This window comes from Ruegeria sp. E1, from assembly GCF_056534225.1.
This window is the reverse complement of sequence record NZ_JBQFPE010000022.1, coordinates 12,600-31,704: the sequence shown is the minus strand read 5'-3', so window position 1 is coordinate 31,704 and position 19,105 is coordinate 12,600. Positions and strand designations below refer to the sequence as shown.

Here is a 19,105-nt window from a genome sequence, read left to right as displayed (position 1 = left end):
CTGAGGGTGAGCACCGTCCGACCGGACGTGCCTGAATATGGGGCGAACCGCGTCATTCTTCGGCGAAATGGCACGCGACGCGGCGTGTTCCTATGAGGCGGGGCATCGGCACTTCTTCGGCGCATCGGGTCTGCGCGCGCGGGCACCGGTCGCGGAACACGCAGCCCGAGGGCGGATTGCGCGGGTCCGGCGCACCGCCGCCAATTGGCAGGGGGTCGTGACTTTGATCGACATGCGGTGTGGGCACCGCGGCGACCAGCGCCTGACTGTAGGGGTGCAGCGGGGCATGCACGATGTCTTCGGTCGGGCCATCCTCCATGATCCGGCCCAGATACATGACGATGGTGCGGTCGCAGACATAGCGCACCAGTGCCAGATCGTGACTGATATAGATCGCCGTCAACCCCAGCCGGTCGCGCACATCGCGGAACACGTTCAGCACGCCCGCGCGCACCGACACATCCAGCATCGAGACGGGTTCGTCCGCGACAACGAATTCCGGTTCCAGGATCAGCGCGCGTGCCATGACGACGCGCTGTAGCTGCCCGCCCGAAAGTTGATGCGGATACCGTTCGAGAAACTGTTCCGGATCGCCCAGCCCGACAAGCTCTAGCGCGTCGATGACGCGGCTGTGCCATTCATCACGCGGAATGCGGGCGTTGGCCAAAGGTTCTTCCAGCGTCTTTCGGATCGAATAGCGGGGGTTCACCGCGTCGAACGGGTTTTGGAAGATCATCTGCGACCGACTGCGAAAGGCGCGCAGCTCATCACCCGACAGATCCTTGATCTCTTGCCCATCAAACCGGGCCGAACCGCCCGTGACCTCCTCCAACCGCACGAGGATGCGACCCATCGAGGTCTTGCCACAGCCGGATTCCCCAAGCAGCCCGACGCTTTCGCCTTTCTTCAGGGTCAGTGTCACGCAATCCACGGCCTTGACGGTCGACGGCAGCCCCATCATCGCCGAGATCGCGTTGCCGATCTTGTAGTGAAGCTGCGCATTCTCCATTTCGATCATCGTCTCGGTCATGCAGCTGTCCCCCAGGTCGAGGGGTTGCGTGCCGTTTCACGCAGGGCGGCGGCCTCATCGGCACGGTGGCAGGCGACATGATGGTCGGGCGCGGCTTCGGTCAGCGGTGGCTCGGTGCTGCGACACAGTTCGGTGGCAAAGGGACAGCGCGGGGCAAAGCGGCAACCTTTGGGCGGATCAATCAGGTCCGGCGGGCTGCCCGCGATGGGGGTCAGAACACCGGTTCCGGTGGATTGCAGATCGGGAAACGCGTTTTTCAGCCCCATCGTGTAGGGGTGCAGCGGTTCATTCAGCAGGGTCGCGGTGTCGCAGTTTTCAACGACCTTGCCCGCATACATCACCACCGTGCGGTCGCAGATGTAAGCAACAACTGAGATATCATGCGTCACCATGATGACGGACAGGCCAAGGTTGCGCTGCAGGCTGCGCAGCTGGTCCAGAATCTGGCGTTGGATGATAACGTCCAGCGCTGTGACCGGCTCATCCGCAACCACCAGTTTCGGGTTCAGCGCCAAAGCCAGCGCAATCGCTGCGCGTTGTCGCATCCCGCCTGAGAATTGATGCGGAAAGTCACGCAGGCGGCCCGGGTCGATGCCCACCATCTCGAACAGCTCAACGGCCCGCGCGCGGGCCTGTGATTTGCTTATGCCGCCCCGGTCGCGCAGCACCTCCATGATCTGATACTCCACGCGATAGACGGGATCGAGTGAGTTCATCGCCGATTGCGGAATGAACGAAATATCGCGCCAGCGCAGGTTGTTCATCTCACGCTCGGACATCGCGGCGAGGTCTTGCCCCTCGAACTGCATCGCACCGCCAGAAATACGCGCATTGTCGGCAATCACACGGGTCAGCGCGCGGGCCATGGTGGTCTTGCCGCAGCCAGATTCCCCGACCAGTCCAACGATGGACCCTTGTGGGACGTCGAAAGACGCCTCGCTGACCGCGACGACATCCAGCGCGCCCACCTGATAGGCAATCGACAGATCTTGGATGGAAAGAAGCGTGTCTGCCATAGTCAGCGCCCCAGCTTCGGAAATAGCAGGTTTTCATACCCGCGCGAGATGAAAAAGCCGGCACTGACCACGAGGATGATCGCCAGACCCGGCGGGATGAACCAGTGATAGGCCTGCCGCGCCAAAGCCTGACTTGCGAAGGCGTCCTGCAGCATGAAACCCCAGCTGATCGCATCCGGGTCGCCGAAGCCCAGAAAGCTGATCGACGCCTCGGTCAGGATGGCCCACCCGATGGCGATGGAGCCATAAAGGAAGCTGAGCGGCAGGATATTGGGGGTGATATGTCGTAGGATGATTTTCAGGTCGGAAGACCCAACGACACGCGCGGCCTCGACATATCCGCGCGAGCGCAGCGACAGGACTTGCGAGCGGATCACCCGGCCCGTGTCGCGCCACAGCACCAGCGCCATGGCGATGACGGTGTTCCAGATTGACGGCTCGGAAAAGGCCGAGATCACGATGACGAAGGGCAGGAATGGAATGCCGAAGGCCACGTCGGCCAGACGCATCAGAAAGGCATCGACGCGGCCTCCGAAATACCCGGCCAGCAAGCCCACGACCGAGCCGATGAACGCCACCATAAACGCCGCCGTGAACCCGACCAGCAATGCCGATCTGGCCCCCCAGACGATCTGGGAAAAGATATCGCGGCCCAATGACGTGGTGCCCAGAATATGTCCCTTTTCACCCGGCAAAAGGTCCGAGGCGAGGTCGAAATCTTCGGTGTAGAGGATCTCGGTAGGGTCATACGGCGCGATGATTGGCGCGGCCAAGGCGGTGATGATAAAAAGCGAGTAGATCAACAGACCGGCCAGGGCAAAAGGATCGCCCACCGGCAGCTTGATCGCCTCGAATATCCGCGCGATGCCCGAGGGGGCCGCCTTGATCGTCGCATCAGGCATGAGAAATCCTCGGGTCCAGGAAGGTATAAAGCAGATCGGCAATCAGGTTCATGATGATGACCACAATCGCGATCATCAGGAACGCCCCCTGCGCCAGCGGATAGTCCGAGGCCGCGACGGCGTTCACCAGCTCTCGCCCCAGACCGGGCCAAGAAAACACGCTTTCGACCACCACGTTGCCCTGCAGCTGATAGCCAACCGCAATGGCGAATGAGGTCATCACCGGCAGCAGTGCGTTTCGCGCGCCGTGCCGGATCACCACGGCGGAAGGCGACAGCCCCTTAATTTTGGCCATGGTGACGAAATCCTCTTTCATCACATCCAGCATGTTCGACCGCATCAGCAACAGCGGCAGGCCTTGCGAATAGATCGCCAGCGTCATCATCGGAAGGAACAGGTGCGACAGGAAATTGGCCGAGGTGTATAGCTGCCACAGGCTGTCATAGTTGGTGCCCGCAGACCGCGTGCCGCCTGCGGGGAACCAGCCCAGCGAGAAGGAAAAGATCGCCAGCAGCACCATGCCCAGCCAGAATTCGGGCATCGCACGGGTGGCCAGAACCGCAGGCAAAGCCGCCGCTTCGAACCGCGAATTGCGTTTCCACGCCAGCCAAGCCCCGGCAAGGATGCCAAAAGTATAGGCCACGATCAGCGAGGAAAACGTCAGGATCAGGGTATTCGGCAAAAGCAGCATGATCCGCTCTGAGACGGGGCTGCGATAGCGGAAGGAATAGCCAAGCTCCCCCTGCAACAGATTGCCCAGATACGTGAAATACTGCTGCCACAAGGGTTTATCCAATCCGAATTGCCGGATCAGCGCCTCTTGCTGTTCTGCAGTAAAGGTCGGATCGATATAGGCCGCCAGCGGATTGCCGGGCATCAGGCGGAACATCAGGAACAGGATCGTCACCACCGCCCAAAGGACCAGCATCAGTTGCAGCGTGCGTATGAGGAAAGGCTTGAGAGTGTTCATCTCTGTCCTGAAAGGACCCCGGAGGGTTGGTTGTGTTGGTGAGAAGTGGGGCGCGGCGATTGCCCGCCGCGCCAGCCCGACGGGCGTTAGTCCGCGAGTGTTTCCTTGACACCATCGGGATAGGTCAGCCGATCCCCGACGCCGCCATAACCGGCCTCTTCCAGGATCGATTTGGCCACATCGCTGCCTGCTTTGAACCCGTTCACCACGTCTTCGGCGTGCCAGTATTCCAGCGCCGGCGAGACGACCGAGTTCGACGGCACGGCGAACTTCTTGAAGGCCGCGTTCACGATCAGGCGGCGGTCAACAGCCGCAGACAGCGCGCGGCGGAAGGCCGGATCGTTGAACGGTGGGCGGCGCAGGTTGAAGGCGACATAGCGGAAACCGATATCGACGGTCGAGACAACCTCAAGATCGCCATCCTGTTCAGCCGCATCCAGCAGGACCTGCGGATCGCCCTGGAAATCGGTCAGGAAGTTCAGCTCACCCGAGCGCAGCATACCCAGCGCGGCCTCGGCATTTGGTACCAGACGCAGGATAAAGCGCTCGGCCTTGGGGGCGTTGAAGTGGTCGGCATTGGCTTCAAGCACGATTTCTTCGTTGGGCAGCCAGCGCACGAACTTATAGGCCCCGGACCCGATCGGAACATCTTCCTGATAGCTTTCCGCGTTTTCGTCCTTGGTGGCCAGATCCGCCAGAATGGGCTCCCACACATGTTTCGGGATGATGTTGATCTTGGCCAAGCTGGAGGTCAGGAACGAGGCTGACGGCGTATTCAGCGAGAAGACAATCGTGTTGTCACCTTCGACCGCTACACCGGCGACATTGCTGCCGAACGGTGCGTACATCGGGGCCTCGCCGCCTGTGGTCGCCTCATAAGAAAATACTACATCATCGACTGTGACCGGCTTGCCATCATGGAAAGTCAGCCCGTCACGCAGCGTGACGGCGATGGTGGTGTCGTCGCGCCATTCAAAGCTTTCCGCCGCCCAGGGTTGCGGCAGACCATCAGGGCCCACGCGGAACAGACGGTCATAGATCAGTTCCGTCAGCCAGTTGTCGGTGACGCCCGAGATATAAAGCGGGTTCACCGCAATCACATTGTCCGAGCTGTTGACGATGATGTCCTTCTGATCGCCCGTCGGTGTCAGGCCCAACCAGGTCCAGTAGCTGCGAATGCCGATGCCTGACTGATCCACCACCGAGGCCGGGTCGAAGACGGTCTTGTCAAAGGCAAAGGCCTGCTGCGGGTGCACCAGCATCATGTTGGGCTGATCCGCGTCCAGAATTTCCTGCGCCTTCAGCACCAGTTTCTGCCGCGCCTCGGGGTCGACGGTCACCCGCTGTTCTTCCACCAGCGCGTCATATTCGGGATTCTTGTAGCCGATGAAATTGTACCCGTTCTCGGCTGTGGAGGAATGGAACAGGTTATAGATGATCTCATCCGGGTCGGACCGTTCCGGCCGTCCCGTCATCTGCCACGCGGTCACGTCCCAATCGTCGCGATTGTACCAGACGGCATCGGCCATTTGCGACCACGGCATTACGTTGACATTCACGTCCAGCCCCAGCTTGCGCCATTCCTGCGCGATCAGCTGGATGGCCTGAAACTCGGCAGGCTGTGCCGCCTGCGGGCGGGTCAACAGTTCGATGGTTCGGATTTGATCCTGTGCGCTGGCACTTGCCGCCCAGAGCGATGCTGAGACAGCAATTCCGGCAGCAGCTGTAACAAGAGTCTTCAAGGTCGTTCTCCCGTTGGTTAGCCCACGGGGCACGCGGGCAGTTTAGATCGCGGCGGTCGTTGCCTGCCGCCAAATGCGCAACACCTTTTCTTATGGACGCCCGATTAAGCCGAGGCTGTGGACGATTATTGTTTTACTCAATGAAACAGGTTTGCTATCGTTCAGTCAGTAAAACACAGATTCGTTTAAAAGCAAGAGAGTCAAAGTCACCAATGTCGCAAGAAACCACCGAAGCGGCCCCCGAGCGAAAATCTTACCGGATCGATGCGGTGGCCCGAGCCTTGCGTGTGATGGAAGCTCTGGCCGAAACGCCGGGGATTGGTGCAACGGCTTTGGCAGAGCAGCTTGGTCTGACCAAGTCAATTGTCTTTCGCCTTTTGCAAACGCTGGAAGAAGATGGTTACGTCCAGCGCGACGAGGAACGGGCAATTTACTCGCTGGGCTATCGCGTCGCCCTGTTAGGAGAGCGCGTCGGGCGGGAGGGCGCGCTGTTGCAGGTCGCCCGCCCGGTGATGGACGCCTTGCGTGACGACACAGGTGAAAACGTCAATCTCGTGATCCGAGAGGCGACCGCGTCGGTCGCCATTGCAACACGCGAAGGGCTCTATAGTATAAGGCTTTTTGCACAGTTGGGGCGGCGCGGGCCGCTGCACGCCGGTGGTGCCTCGATGCTGCTGCTGGCCTATGCCGAACCCAGCATCCGCGACAGTGTTTTGGCCAGCGACCTGGAACGGTTCAGCCCGCATACGATTACCGACCCTGAGCGTCTGCGCGAGGTTTTGCTGCTGATCCGGGCCAACGGATACAACGTTGCGATCAACGATCTGGACGACGGGGCCTTCTCGGTCGCGGCGCCGATACAGAACAGCGCGGGCGAAATTATCGCGGGCATTTCCGTGGCGGGTGCATCTGTTCGGCTCGATGAAGTGCGCCGTGCAAGCTACATTGAAAAGGCTGTGGCAGCGGCCAATGAGATCTCTGAAAAGCTGACATTGGGCTGATCTGCATCACATTAGAAGTTTCAGATTGTTCCCAATTCATCCCGTCCGACGCGCCAGAGCAGGGGTCTTGCGTGGAATCAGTTTGTCTGTCTATGTTTTATTCATTGCTACAACGTTTCACTGAATAAAACATTGGAGAGATCCATGACCCCTGAAGAAACCGCCCTGCTTGATCAGGTCACAATCGACGAACCCTGGGCCCTTGTCGAAAGCTTCTCGACCTTCAAGCGGGAACACCCCGACGACGTCAATCGCGGCATGGATGAGGTTGTGAGCCGGCTAACCAAACACGGGGTCGAGGTAAAGGTGCATGAACCGGACCTGTTCCTGAGCCTGCCCGGCGAAGCCCGGGTTGAGGCCGCGGGCGTCACCTATCGCGCCAAGCCGCCTGCCTTCAGTGCCAACGCTCCAAGCGGATTCAGCGGGCCGCTGGTCTATATCCGCGGCACGACCAATATGGATGAAGAGGACGCCTTTGAAAGCCAGCTTGAGGCCGGGCCGGAAATGGATGCCCGCGTGCGCGGCAAGATCGTTCTGACCGAAGGGTTTGCCAGCCCCGCCATCATCTCGCTGATGGAAGGCTGCGGCGCAGTAGGGGTGATCGCGATCAACCCTGGCGTCGATATTCATTGGGGCATCTGTACCACGATCTGGGGTATTCCCAGCGCAAGCGAATTGCACCGCAAACCGTTGATTCCGGCAGCGGCGGTGAACATGGAAAGCGGCAAAGCCTTGATGGAAGTGGCCAAAGCGGGGGGCGAGGCCACGATCTTCACCGAGATGGAAGAGGGCTGGTTCCGCTCAAAACTGCCCGAAATCACCATTCCGGGCACCGAAGAGCCGGACAAATACGTGTTGCTGCACGGTCACCTGGACAGTTGGGATGTGGGTGTGGGTGACAACGCCACCGGCGATGCCACAATGCTGGAGGTGGCGCGCGTCCTTTGGGCCAATCGCGACAAGCTGCGGCGCACGGTCAAGATCTGCTGGTGGCCGGGGCATTCTACGGGTCGCTATGCGGGATCGACATGGTATTCGGATACCTTCGCGCTCGATCTTGACGAGAACTGCGTCGCGCAGGTGAACTGCGACAGCCCCGGCTGCCGGTGGGCGACCGAGTTCATCAACGTCTCGGTCATGTCCGAGGCGCATGATTTCCTTGCCAAGGTCATCCAGGATGTCGCGGGCAAAACGCTGCATTCCGAGCGCCCGCATCGGGCGGGGGATTATTCCTTCAACAATATCGGTATATCCAGCTATCTGATGCTGTCTTCCGCCATGACAGACGCCCACCGGGAAGAGCTTGGATATTACGCCGTGGGCGGGTGCGGTATGAACATCGCCTGGCACACCGAGAACGATACGTTGGAGATTGCGGATAAAGATATCCTTTTGCGCGACATCAAGGTCTATCTGCTGGCTGTTTTTCGCAATGCAAATGCTGGCATTCTGCCAATGGACTGGCGCGCGACCGCGCGGGAATTTCGGGCGACGATTGCCGACTATCAAACGCAAGCTGGCGATTGCTTTGACCTTTCGGGGCCAGCCGTAGCCGTTGATGGCCTGCTGACGGACCTTGAAGCGTTTTACGAGCGGGCCCATGCCGGAGAGATTCCGGAGACTGCGGCCAATGCGATCATCCAGGATCTTGCCCGCATTCTGGTGCCGCTGAATTTCAATCGCTCTGATCGTTTCAGGCATGACCCGGCCCTGACTATTCCGCCACTTCCTGCTCTGAAAGAGGCGACAAAGATTGCCGCCAGACCCGAAACGCTTCGTGGCTTTTCCCGAACCGAATTGGTGCGTGGTCAGAACCATGTGGTTGCCGGGATAAAACGCTCTCAGGCCAGAATAAAAGCTGGGCTGGGATAGCTTCGGGCACAATCCGACCTCCAAGGTAGCCCAAGCCCCAGATCTCCGAAGCGTGACACAGGAGCTTGCTATTGATTTGTTCTTGGCCCGAGCGCGCCTGCTACGTCAGCAGGGTTCCTTCGTTTTCTGTCAGGAACCGTCTGATCTGAGGTTCAATCCTTGCACTGGAGTTTGGATATACACCTGTCTTGCTTACCGCCTCTCGCGCAGAGGTCGCGTTGCCGATGCGTTTCCAGATGGTGGGCGACGAAAAAGGCGCAAGCCGCGGTCGTGTCGCGACGCCTGTGGTTAGCCCTTTGATATGAACAATCTGCTGACGATGGGCGGGGTAGAGGATCGTTTCGGACAAAAAGCCGTCATCGCTGAAAGCGCGTTCGAAAATGTAGATCCGGTTGCCGCGATATGCGGCCAGACCCGAGTAACGTGTCCGCTGTCGGATGTTGCCATTGGCATCCGTGGCGCGTTCAAAACTGTGAGTGACGACATATCCGTCCTGTTCCCGCAGCCAGATCAGGGTTCGCAGAATGCCGCCCTCCCACGTGGGAGTACGAAAATGCCCGTGATAAAACCCCAGATAGCGGCGCAGGCCCCGGGCCTGATCCCGAAACACGTCACCTATCAGTTGTTCCGGAACACGGCGCGTAACCTTGTTTTGACGGATATGTCTTGCATGAAACGTTTCATGAGGCAGCAAGAGCTCTGCCTCGGCAATGCTGAAAAACCCAGCGATACGGCGCAAGTTAAAGGCCGAAGGCAGCCCGCCACCGTTCAAATATCGGTTAAACTGCTGGCGATTGATTCCAATCTCGCGGCAGACGGCTGATATGCTGGCAAAGCGCGCGCAAAGCGCCCGCAGGTTTTTTGAAAAATCCTCGGCCATTGGTCCTGCTTCTTACACTGGTTGCTGCAGTTGTGCGTAAACATACATACACTAGCATAAACTCGCTTACTTTCAACATGCCCCTCGATCGTGGTTATTTGCCCTAAAGCTACGCATGAGACCGGGTGTCATGCGTATGCAATCAGAAAGCGGCAGAATGGCGGATGCGGGGTTTGGTCCCACGCTGCACACAGCACGGCCCGGAAAGCCAAAGGGAGAACGACATGAAAATGAAATGGATGCAGGCGCCGCTGGATCGGCGCGGATTTCTGAAAACGGCCGCCGCATTGGGTGCAAGCTCGGCGCTTACTGGCGTTTGGCCGGGGCGGACGATCGCGGCAGAAGACGGGGTTCTGCGCATCCGTTCGTATCGTGACATGCAGACGCTGGACCCGGCGCATTCCGAAGGCCAAAGCGACGAACAGATTCAGGCCCCGATTTACAACAAGCTGATCCAGTACAAACCCGGCACAGAATGGGATTGGCAACTGGATGCGGCAGCTATGATCGAACAGGCTGACCCGACCCATATCAAATTCGCGCTGCGCGATGATATCGGATTTACCAACGGGTTCGGCGCGATGACGGCAGAGGACGTGAAGTTCTCGTTCGAGCGGATCATTGACGAGGCCACCGGCAGCCCGAACAAGCCGGATATGGGCCCGCTCAGCCATGTCGAGGTGACGGGCGAACGGGAAGGAACCATTGTTCTGAACGATCCGTTTGCACCACTCTGGTCCATTGCGCTGCCCTATATCACCGGCAATATCGTGTCGAAAGCGGCGGTTGAGGCCGCGGGTGGGCGTATCGGCACCGATCCGGTGGCAGAGTCTGGCCCTTATCTGCGGTCGGCCTGGAATCCGAAGGAAAAGACGGTTCTGACCCGCAATCCGGATTGGAAAGGGGATGCTCCGGCCTGGGATACGATCGAGATTCTGCCGATCGACGATGAAAACACCGCTGAGATCGCCTTTGAAGCCGGTGAACTGGATTTGACGCGTGTGTCGCTGGGTTCGGTCGAGCGTTATCGGGCAGGGGTGCCCGATGGTGGGACGCTGATCGAGAACCCGTCGCTGTACTATGTCTGGCTGGGCATGAACATGGATCACCCCAAGCTGCAAAACAAGAAGCTGCGGCAGGCGATTCAGCATGCCATCGACGTACCGACCATTCTTGAGGCGGCGTATTTCGGGGCGGCTGAGCCATCAACCGGGATCATCGCTCCGGGGCTGACGGGCAACCGCACTAACAGTCTGGTGCCGCCGCAGGCCGATTTTGCCAAAGCGGCTGAATTGCTGGCGGAATCCGGTGAAACCAACGTGACCCTGACGCTGGATATCCTGAACAAGACCACCTACAGCACCATTGCGCAGATCATTCAGGCCACCTTGGGCCAGATCGGCATCACGGTTGAGGTGAATGTGCTGGAATCCGGTGCGTTCTGGGCCAGTGGTGATAACGAGAATCTGCAACTGATCCTGAACCGGTTCTCGATGACCCCCGATCCCTATTACGCGACCGCATGGTTCACCACCGAACAGGCAGGTGTCTGGAACTGGGAACGCTTCCGCAGCGAAGAGTTCGATGCCGTCCACGATGCAGCTTTCCGCGAGACCGATCTGGCCAAGCGCGCCGAGATGTACCAGCGCGCGCAGGATCTGATGGAGGAAAGCGGTGCGTATCGGTTCATCACCCATGAGGCGACGCCGATCATCCATACCTCACGGATTGTGCCTGCATTGCGGCCTGATGGGACGACGTTGCTGCGGTATTTTGGCAAATCCTGATCAGGTGGGGCCGCAATGGCGTTTTATGTCCTCAGACGGTTCGCCCTTGCGGCCCTGATCCTTGTGGTTGCCGTCACCGCGATGTTTTTGATGATCCGCGCGGTGCCCGGCGATCCGGTCCAGATCATGCTGGGCCCGCGCGCCACGCCCGAACTTCAGGCGCGGCTGACAGCCGAATTGGGGCTGGATCAGCCGATCTGGAACCAATTGCTGATTTTCTATGGCAATCTGCTGCAAGGAGATCTGGGCGTCGATGTATTCTCCGGCCGCCCTGTCACCCAGATCGTGTTTCAGCAATTGCCATTCACGCTGGAACTGATCTTTGCCTCGATCCTCTGGTCTGCTGTGCTGGGGATTGCAATGGGGGCCTACGCGGCTGCGCATCCTAATACGCTGATCGACCGGTTCGCAGCGGCGGTCTCGGTCAGCTTCGTGGCGGCCCCGTCCTTTGTGATCGCTTTGTTGTCGTTGCTGGTCTTCGCTGTCCATCTACAGTGGTTTCCGGCCATCGGAGTGGGTGACGGCTTTGTCGACAGGCTTTACCACGTTGCCCTCCCGGCCTTTGCCATCGGGCTTAGCTGGGTCGGCTATATCGCACGGCTGGTGCGCGCCTCGATGCTTGAGGTGCTGGGCGAAAGCCATATCCGCACGGCGCGCGCCTTTGGCCTGCGCGAGCGGCGGATCGTCATGGTCTATGCCCTGCGTATCGCGATCCTGCCGGTTGTCACCGTGATCGGCGTGGGAATGGGCTTCCTGCTGAGTTCGGCCGTGTTTGCTGAGATCGTGTTTGCCCGCCCCGGGTTGGGCAAGCTGGTGATCGATTCCATTACCACGCGGAACTATCCGATTGTCATGGGCTCGGTCCTGGTGTCGACCGCGCTGTTTGTTCTGTCGACCGCATTGGCGGATTTGATCAACGCCTGGCTGGATCCGCGGGCGCGGACGGCAGGCTGAGGGGGCAGGGATGACTAAACCGAGATCGGAACTGTCCACCATTCTGCGCGGGGTCGCCCGCGATCCGCTGGGTCTTGCCGGGCTGATCATCGTCGGCACCATCGTGTTCTGCGCCCTGTTTGCAGCTTGGATCGTACCTTATGACCCGGTTGCACTGAACGTGACCCATCGGTTGCAAGGCCCCTCGGCCGAGCATTTGCTGGGCACCGATCAGCTGGGCCGCGACACGTTCAGCCGGGTGATCATGGGCGGGCAGGTGGCGCTGAAGGTGGCGTTGCCTGCAGTGTTCGGCGCGATGGTGATCGGGCTGACGCTGGGAATGATCGCAGGCTACGGGCCGAAGTGGTTGGACAACCTGCTGATGCTGTTCTTTGATACCATCCGCTCGTTCCCGACGGTCATGTTCGCGCTTGCGGTGGTCGCGCTGGTCGGGCCCAGCCTGCAAACGGTGGTTTTTGTGGTCATGGCGACCTCGATCCCCACCTATGGCCGGGTGGCGCGCACGCAGACGCTGACCTTACGCAACTCGGAGTTCATTTTGGCCGAACGATCCATGGGTGCCAGCATCTTCCGCATCCTCGGGGTGCACATGTTGCCCAATATCATCGGCGTGCTGGCCGTTCTGGCGGCAATGGACATCCCCACGGTGATCGCGCTTGAGGCCGGGTTGTCCTTTCTGGGGCTCGGGGTCAAACCACCGACGCCAAGCTGGGGATCGCTGCTGAAGGATGGGTACGCATTGATCCGGCAGACGCCATGGCTGGTGGTCGCCGGGGGGCTGCCGATCATTCTGGCCACACTGGGCTTTACCTTTCTGGGCGAGTCCCTGCGCGATGTGGTCGATCCCAAACTGAGGAAACAGCGATGAGCACCCCTTTGCTGGAAATTGATGGCCTCAGCGTCGATTACGAGACGGTTCGGGGTGATCTGAAAGCCCTGCGCGACATCACGTTTGATATCAAGCCGGGTGAGATCGTGGGCATCGTCGGCGAATCCGGCTGCGGCAAGTCCACGCTGATTTCCTCGATCCTGCGTCTGACCGCGCCGAACACGCGGTTCCGGCGGGGCGAAATCCGGTTCAAAGGGCAAAACCTGCTGTCGCTATCCGAACGCCAGATGCGGGCTTTGCGGGGCGACGATATCTCGATCGTGTTTCAGGACCCGATGCAGACCCACAACCCGGTTCTGTCGATTGGGCAGCAGATGCTGGACATCCAACACCGCTCAGGCGCGTCGAAATCCGAAAAACGCGCGCGGGCCGCGAAGATGCTGGGGGCAGTTGGTATTCCGGACCCCGAGGCCCGGCTGGCCCAGTTCCCGCATGAGTTCTCTGGCGGGATGCGGCAGCGTATCGCCATTGCCATGGCCCTGATGTCAGAACCTGACCTTCTGATTGCCGATGAACCTACAACAGCACTGGACGCCACGCTTGAGGTGCAGATCATCGAACGGCTGAAAGACCTGCAACAGGATTTCGGCTGCGCGATCCTGTTTATCTCGCACCATCTCGGGGTGATCGCAGAGCTGTGTGATCGGGTGGTGGTGATGTACGCAGGCGCCGTTGTGGAGAGCGGCGAGGTACGTGAAATTTTCCACCACCCGAAACACCCTTATACCCGCCGTCTGATCGACTGCGATCCGGGCCATATCAAGACCCGAGCGCGCGTGTTGCCGACTATTCCGGGCGAGGTGCCCGATCTGGCCAATCTGCCCGGCGGCTGCATTTTCCGTGACCGCTGCGATCAGGCCATGCCGCGCTGCGCCAGCGACGTCCCGCCGCTTGAACAGGTGCAGCAAGGCCATATGGCCGCCTGCTGGCTGAACCATGCGGAGGCCACGACATGAGCCTGCTTGAGGTCGAAAACCTGCAAACCAGCTATGGCCGCGTCAACGTGCTGGCCGGGGTCAGTTTCAAGGTGGATCAGGGAGAAACCTATGCGCTGGTGGGCGAAAGCGGCTCGGGCAAGACCACCGTGATCCGCGCGATTGCAGGGCTGGCCCCGGCGCAGGCTGGCCATGTCCGGTTTGACGGGCAGGAAATACGCGGCCTGCCGGAACGGGCGCTGCGCCCGCTGCGCAAAGACATCGCGATGATGTTTCAAGACCCGGTCGGCAGCTTATCGCCGCGCCTGACCATTGGCAGCCTGATCACCGAGCCTTACCGCATTCAGGGCCTGAAAGACCGCGATCTGCGGGCCGAGGCGCGGCGGCTGCTGGAAATGGTCAACCTGCCTGCGGATTTTGCGGATCGCTACCCTTACCAGCTGTCGGGCGGGCAGGCGCGGCGTGTTGGTGTGGCCCGCGCGCTGGTGTTGGAACCGCGCCTGATCCTGGCAGATGAACCCACCGCAGGACTGGATGTGTCGGTTCAGGGCGAATTGCTGAACCTGCTGAACGACCTGCGCGAGCGGTTGGGGCTGGGAATGGTGATCATCACCCACAACCTGAACGTGGTGCGCCATGTGGCGGACCGCATGGGCATCATGTATCTGGGCCGACTGGTCGAGGAAGGCACGACCGAGGCGATTTTTGACACCCCCCGCCACCCCTATACCCGATGCCTGTTATCGGCCAACCCCGAACCCGACCCCGACGCGCGGCTGGAGCGAATTGCGCTGAAAGGCGAACCGCCCAGCCTGCTCAAGCGCCCCTCGGGCTGCGAGTTTCGCGAGCGTTGCCCGGTGGCCGCCGATATCTGCGTGCAGACCCCCGTCTGGGAACAGAGCGATGGTCACGGTTTGCGCTGCCTGAAACCATTTTGAAATGACGAGACCCCAATGACCAACCCGGACGCCAAACTGTTTTTCAACGGGCCGATCCTGACAATGGACGCACAGAACCCGGAATGCGAGGCTGTGCTGACACGGGGCGGGCAGATCGCTGCGGTCGGGTCCGAGGCGGACTTGCGCAAGCAAATGCCTATCGGCACGCAAGAGGTTGATCTGGAAGGGCAGACTCTGATGCCCGCCTTCATTGATCCGCACGGGCATTTTCCTGATTCCGGGTTTGTCGAACTGTTCCGCGTTGAGCTTTCGGCGCCGCCACGCGGCGATTGCCCGGACATTCCCACCGCGCTGCGCCGCCTCGCGGACCGCGCCAAGGAAACACCTGCCGGGGAATGGGTTATGGGTGTCTTGTTTGACAACACAGCCATTGCCGAGCGGCGTATGCCCACCCGTGCCGAGCTGGACGCGGTATCGCGCGATCATCCGATCTGGGTCATCCATGCCTCGGGTCACAACGGCGTGGCCAACTCGGCAGCATTGGCGTTTCTAGGTGCGGACTGCAATACACCCGACCCGGTCGGGGGCCGATTTGATCGTGATCCGAACACCGGTGAGCTGACGGGCCTGATCGAGGGTTTGTCAGCTATGGGGCCACTCGGCGAGACCAACTTTCTGATCGACAGACAGCGGTTCCTTCAAGGCTGTGCCGCAGCACGCGACGAGTATCTGCAACATGGCGTCACCTTTGCGCAAAACGCGTGGGTCAACGCCGAGTTGCTGGAACAGTTCAGCGCGCTGGCGGCGCAGGGTGATCCTGGCGTTGGTCTGATGTTGCTGCCGATCGCGGAGCTGGAACCGGCCCTGTCGGAGGGTCACTCTGAGGTACAGTGGCGCGACACCGCTCATATCCGAACCGGGCCACGCAAACTGTTCTCGGACGGGTCTTTCCAACTGCAAACTGCATTCCTGAGTGAACCCTATCACGAGGTCCGCAAGCCCGATTGCCCCAATGGAATGCCCTATATGGACCCGGATCTGTTCCGGTCTGAGGTTGTTCGACTGCACAATCTAGGATTTCAGGTCCATTGCCACTGCAACGGCGACGCGGGGGCCCAGATGTTCATTGATGCGGTTGACGCGGCCCTGCGGGAAACCCCGCGCGAGGACCATCGCCACACGGTCATTCATGGGCAAGTCTTACGCGACGACCAACTGCAAAGAATGGCCCAGCTAGGAATGACGGTCAGTTTCTTTTCGGCCCATGTGCATTTCTGGGGCGATCGGCATTATGACACGATCATGGGTCCCGAACGCGCCAACCGCCTGACCCCTGCTGGATCAGCCGAACGGTTCGGGGTGCGCTTCACCCTGCACAACGACGCTTCGGTTACGCCAACGCGACCCCTACATCTGGCCCATTGCGCGGTGAACCGGCTGACGGCCTCTGGGCGGTTGCTGGGGCAGGATCAGAGGATTTCCGTGATGTCAGCGCTTAAGGCACAGACGATCGATGCGGCCTGGCAAGTCTTTCTCGAAGACGAACGCGGATCAATTGAGCCTGGTAAAGTGGCCGATTTGACGGTGTTGTCGCAGTATCCGCTATTGGCCCCTGAACGCCTGAAAGAGATATTGGTCACACGGACCTATCGGTGCGGGAAGCTTGTTTTCGAACAAGACCGCGCATGTGAACGTACAGCGAATATACAGCCACTTGAAGTTAAGTGACTCAGATTACGCCTTTGCACCAACTCGATGTAGTACTCTCCTACCTAGCACTCCGAAAAGTATCAGCGAGGCGGCAATCTCTTGAAAAGGAGCCCCGGCCAAATTGCTACGACTTCGACGTCAAAAGCCAGGATAGACACCCATTCGCACAGGCAAAACAACGTGGCCTGGGCTCCGTGGGCCCAATAGAGATTCTCAAGAGAACGGTGTTCCGCCCACGCCTTGGGCAGCAATTTGTCGGCCTTATACATGATGAGGAAATGCCGAACGCGCCTTAGCAAAAGCTCGGCTCATCAAGGCTGTTGGCTATACCGAGGCCTTGCGCAAGGCACCGGCTTCGTTCGGAATGTGCGTGGCCCGGTAGGAACCGATCCTGGTCTATGGTGGGCTGAGGTCAAAAAACTCTATAGTTCTGCGACCCGAAACGCGGGCACACGAAAAACGGTGTGTTGTCGCCCATTGAATTCGGAGAAAGAGAACTGGAATTGAAACAGATAGGTGACTAGGAAACTAAGCGCACCTCATTCCGAGCTAAACAATTGGGGCTCTGGCCGCGACTGATCGCCTATCCATACGTGAGCAATTGGCAGAAGATGAATTACTACAAAGGACAAATCATAGCGCTTTTCATCGGATTAGTTGGTGCAAGCCTGGCTACGAGTGTCGCATTTCCGCTGCCTTGGATGTTGGGGCCAATGATTGTGGTGACGATTGGTGCAATTGCCGGGGCCCCCGTTCAGGCACCGGTGAAGATTCGAAAGATCATCATGCCGATCATCGGCGTGATGCTGGGTTCTGGTTTTCATCCCGAGATTTTCCAACAGATTTCTCAATGGGCCGTCACAATCGCCGTCATTCCGGTTTTTATCGCGTTGGCGTTTTTGATTGCCTTCACCGTGTATCGAGGTATTGGCCGCTTCGACCCGGTCACAGCGTATTTCTCATCGGCACCCGGCGGTTTGAACGACATGATGCTAATCGGCGCGGAGGCCGGAGGCGTCGAACGGCGAATTGCGCTGGCACATGCGAGCCGGGTGTTGATCGTTGTTTCAGTCACCTCGTTCATATTCTGGTTCTTCTTCGATGTGCGCTCAACTGGTCAAGCAACACAAAGAGTCGCGTTTGAAGATCTGAACCTTAGTGACTATGGCATTTTGATTGCGTGTGCAGCGGTCGGTGCCTTTGTTGGTCCGTTTCTGAGGCTCCCTGCAGCCCAAGTTATTGGCCCCATGATCTTGTCTTCGATCGTGCATCTTACCGGGCTGACGCAGAGCGCTCCACCTACGGCTGCCGTCAATTTAGCTCAGCTTGTAATGGGTACTGTTGTCGGCTGTCGTTTCGTTGGTGTGCCTGTTCGTGAGATCGGACGGGATATTGGCTTGGCCGCCATCTCAACAACAGGCATGATGATCGCCGCTGGTTTTTGCGCGTACTATGTTACCTGGCAGACAGGCGTCGACCTGAAACAGACGTTGCTGACATTTGCACCCGGTGGGCTACCGGAAATGAGCCTTTTGACTTTGGCCATGGGAGCCGACGTCGCGTTTGTTGCGACAGCGCATATCATGAGAATTCTACTGGTTATTGCGGCTGCGCCAATTGTCTTTCGGCTTCTTCGAGCGAAGATCAGTTAATAAATCAGTGAGTGATGGTGTGGTTCAGGTTCATCGATCACCGCTCGCCTCAAAGCCGATTGTCCTCACGCCGTCTTGCGAGACGAGAGGGGTTCTGTCGCAAAATTAGTTCCCACCTGTCAGGTCAAACGTAGTTTTGGTACCGCATGCTCGGATTAGACAGGAGCAGACCGTGACAATCTCATTCAAGGGCGCACACTTTCCGAAAGAAGTGATTTTGTACGCTGTTTTCTTCTATCTCCGATACGGTGTGTCATATCGGGATCTGGAAGAAATCATGGCGGAAAGAGGCGTTAAACTGGATCACGCGACGCTGAACCGTTGGGTGAGTCGATATGCCGGTCTTGTAGCTGATGCTTCACGTTACAAAAAGCGCCCTGCTGACCGTTCATGGCGCATGGATGAGACCTATGTGAAGGTGAAGGGTGAGTGGGTTTATCTCTATCGCGCCATCGACAAACACGGAAAGACCCTTGATTTCATGCTATCCAAGCGCCGGAATAAAGCGGCTGCGACCAAGTTCTTCGCTCGTGCGCTTGAGGCGAACGGTTTGCCACGGAAAATTGTCATCGACAAAAGCGGTGCGAACACTGCTGGCATCAAAGCAATAAACAAGATGCTGAAAGGCTTTGGTTGCCCGGTACCGATTGAGATGGTCAGACGGAAATACCTCAACAACATCATTGAACAAGACCATCGCTTCATCAAACGTCGGATCAGGCCCATGCTGGGTTTCAAGTCTTTCGATTCAGCTGCATCTGCCCTGGCTGGCATCGAACTGGTCAACATGATCCGCAAAGGCCAGTTCACGCCCGGACTCCGTCCGTTTCAGCAGTTCGCCCAACTGGCAGGGTAAACCGATCTCC

Annotated in this window: 16 protein-coding genes; 10 read left to right on the top strand and 6 right to left on the bottom strand. The window is 59.0% G+C overall.

From position 1 onward, the window contains the following. Window positions 1-52: 52 nt before the first annotated feature. From ACR0FG_RS20005 to ACR0FG_RS19985, 5 genes are all read right to left on the bottom strand, one after another. Window positions 53-1,030: an ABC transporter ATP-binding protein gene (locus ACR0FG_RS20005; RefSeq protein WP_480895047.1), complete on the bottom strand. Its 978-nt coding sequence runs from the start codon at window positions 1,028-1,030 to the stop codon at window positions 53-55. After that, the gene (locus ACR0FG_RS20000; RefSeq protein WP_480895045.1) at window positions 1,027-2,046 is read right to left on the bottom strand and encodes an ABC transporter ATP-binding protein; all 1,020 of its coding nucleotides are present in this window, start codon (window positions 2,044-2,046) and stop codon (window positions 1,027-1,029) included. The genes ACR0FG_RS20005 and ACR0FG_RS20000 overlap by 4 nt, the downstream gene beginning before the upstream one ends. 2 nt (window positions 2,047-2,048) lie before the next feature. Next, a complete protein-coding gene (locus tag ACR0FG_RS19995; protein WP_480895043.1) occupies window positions 2,049-2,948 on the bottom strand; it encodes an ABC transporter permease in 900 nt (299 codons plus the stop codon). After that, window positions 2,941-3,918: an ABC transporter permease gene (locus ACR0FG_RS19990; protein ID WP_480895041.1), complete on the bottom strand. Its 978-nt coding sequence runs from the start codon at window positions 3,916-3,918 to the stop codon at window positions 2,941-2,943. Before ACR0FG_RS19990 ends, ACR0FG_RS19995 begins: the two co-directional genes overlap by 8 nt. An 86-nt stretch (window positions 3,919-4,004) precedes the next feature. Continuing rightward, window positions 4,005-5,660, bottom strand: a complete 1,656-nt coding sequence (locus ACR0FG_RS19985; RefSeq protein ID WP_480895039.1) for an ABC transporter substrate-binding protein — start codon at window positions 5,658-5,660, stop codon at window positions 4,005-4,007. Between the two features lie 212 nt (window positions 5,661-5,872). Between ACR0FG_RS19985 and ACR0FG_RS19980 the strand changes: the two genes are divergently transcribed. After that, the gene (locus ACR0FG_RS19980; protein ID WP_480895037.1) at window positions 5,873-6,661 is read left to right on the top strand and encodes an IclR family transcriptional regulator; all 789 of its coding nucleotides are present in this window, start codon (window positions 5,873-5,875) and stop codon (window positions 6,659-6,661) included. A 144-nt stretch (window positions 6,662-6,805) separates the two neighbouring features. Continuing rightward, a complete protein-coding gene (locus ACR0FG_RS19975) occupies window positions 6,806-8,533 on the top strand; it encodes a M28 family peptidase (RefSeq protein ID WP_480895035.1) in 1,728 nt (575 codons plus the stop codon). A gap of 100 nt (window positions 8,534-8,633) precedes the next feature. Here ACR0FG_RS19975 and ACR0FG_RS19970 read toward each other — a convergent pair whose 3' ends face one another. Beyond that, on the bottom strand, window positions 8,634-9,413 hold the full coding sequence (locus ACR0FG_RS19970) for an XRE family transcriptional regulator (RefSeq protein ID WP_480895033.1): 780 nt from the start codon (window positions 9,411-9,413) through the stop codon (window positions 8,634-8,636). A 224-nt stretch (window positions 9,414-9,637) separates the two neighbouring features. Between ACR0FG_RS19970 and ACR0FG_RS19965 the strand changes: the two genes are divergently transcribed. The 8 genes from ACR0FG_RS19965 (at window position 9,638) to ACR0FG_RS19930 (ending at window position 19,095) form a co-directional block, all read left to right on the top strand. Then, window positions 9,638-11,200: an ABC transporter substrate-binding protein gene (locus ACR0FG_RS19965; protein ID WP_480895031.1), complete on the top strand. Its 1,563-nt coding sequence runs from the start codon at window positions 9,638-9,640 to the stop codon at window positions 11,198-11,200. 15 nt (window positions 11,201-11,215) lie between these two features. Beyond that, on the top strand, window positions 11,216-12,154 hold the full coding sequence (locus ACR0FG_RS19960) for an ABC transporter permease (RefSeq protein WP_480855626.1): 939 nt from the start codon (window positions 11,216-11,218) through the stop codon (window positions 12,152-12,154). A gap of 10 nt (window positions 12,155-12,164) precedes the next feature. After that, complete coding sequence (locus ACR0FG_RS19955) at window positions 12,165-13,022, top strand: ABC transporter permease (RefSeq protein WP_480522141.1); 858 nt, start codon at window positions 12,165-12,167, stop codon at window positions 13,020-13,022. After that, the gene (locus ACR0FG_RS19950) at window positions 13,019-13,999 is read left to right on the top strand and encodes an ABC transporter ATP-binding protein (protein WP_480895028.1); all 981 of its coding nucleotides are present in this window, start codon (window positions 13,019-13,021) and stop codon (window positions 13,997-13,999) included. The genes ACR0FG_RS19955 and ACR0FG_RS19950 overlap by 4 nt, the downstream gene beginning before the upstream one ends. Then, a complete protein-coding gene (locus tag ACR0FG_RS19945; protein ID WP_480895026.1) occupies window positions 13,996-14,916 on the top strand; it encodes an oligopeptide/dipeptide ABC transporter ATP-binding protein in 921 nt (306 codons plus the stop codon). The genes ACR0FG_RS19950 and ACR0FG_RS19945 overlap by 4 nt, the downstream gene beginning before the upstream one ends. A 15-nt stretch (window positions 14,917-14,931) precedes the next feature. Beyond that, a complete protein-coding gene (locus ACR0FG_RS19940; RefSeq protein ID WP_480895024.1) occupies window positions 14,932-16,605 on the top strand; it encodes an amidohydrolase in 1,674 nt (557 codons plus the stop codon). A gap of 593 nt (window positions 16,606-17,198) precedes the next feature. Next, window positions 17,199-18,239, top strand: a complete 1,041-nt coding sequence (locus tag ACR0FG_RS19935; RefSeq protein ID WP_480895022.1) for an AbrB family transcriptional regulator — start codon at window positions 17,199-17,201, stop codon at window positions 18,237-18,239. A 172-nt stretch (window positions 18,240-18,411) separates the two neighbouring features. Beyond that, window positions 18,412-19,095 carry an IS6 family transposase gene (locus tag ACR0FG_RS19930; RefSeq protein ID WP_480895020.1) on the top strand — a complete coding sequence of 228 codons (684 nt, stop codon included), beginning with the start codon at window positions 18,412-18,414 and terminating at the stop codon, window positions 19,093-19,095. The last annotated feature ends 10 nt before the right edge of the window (window positions 19,096-19,105 follow it).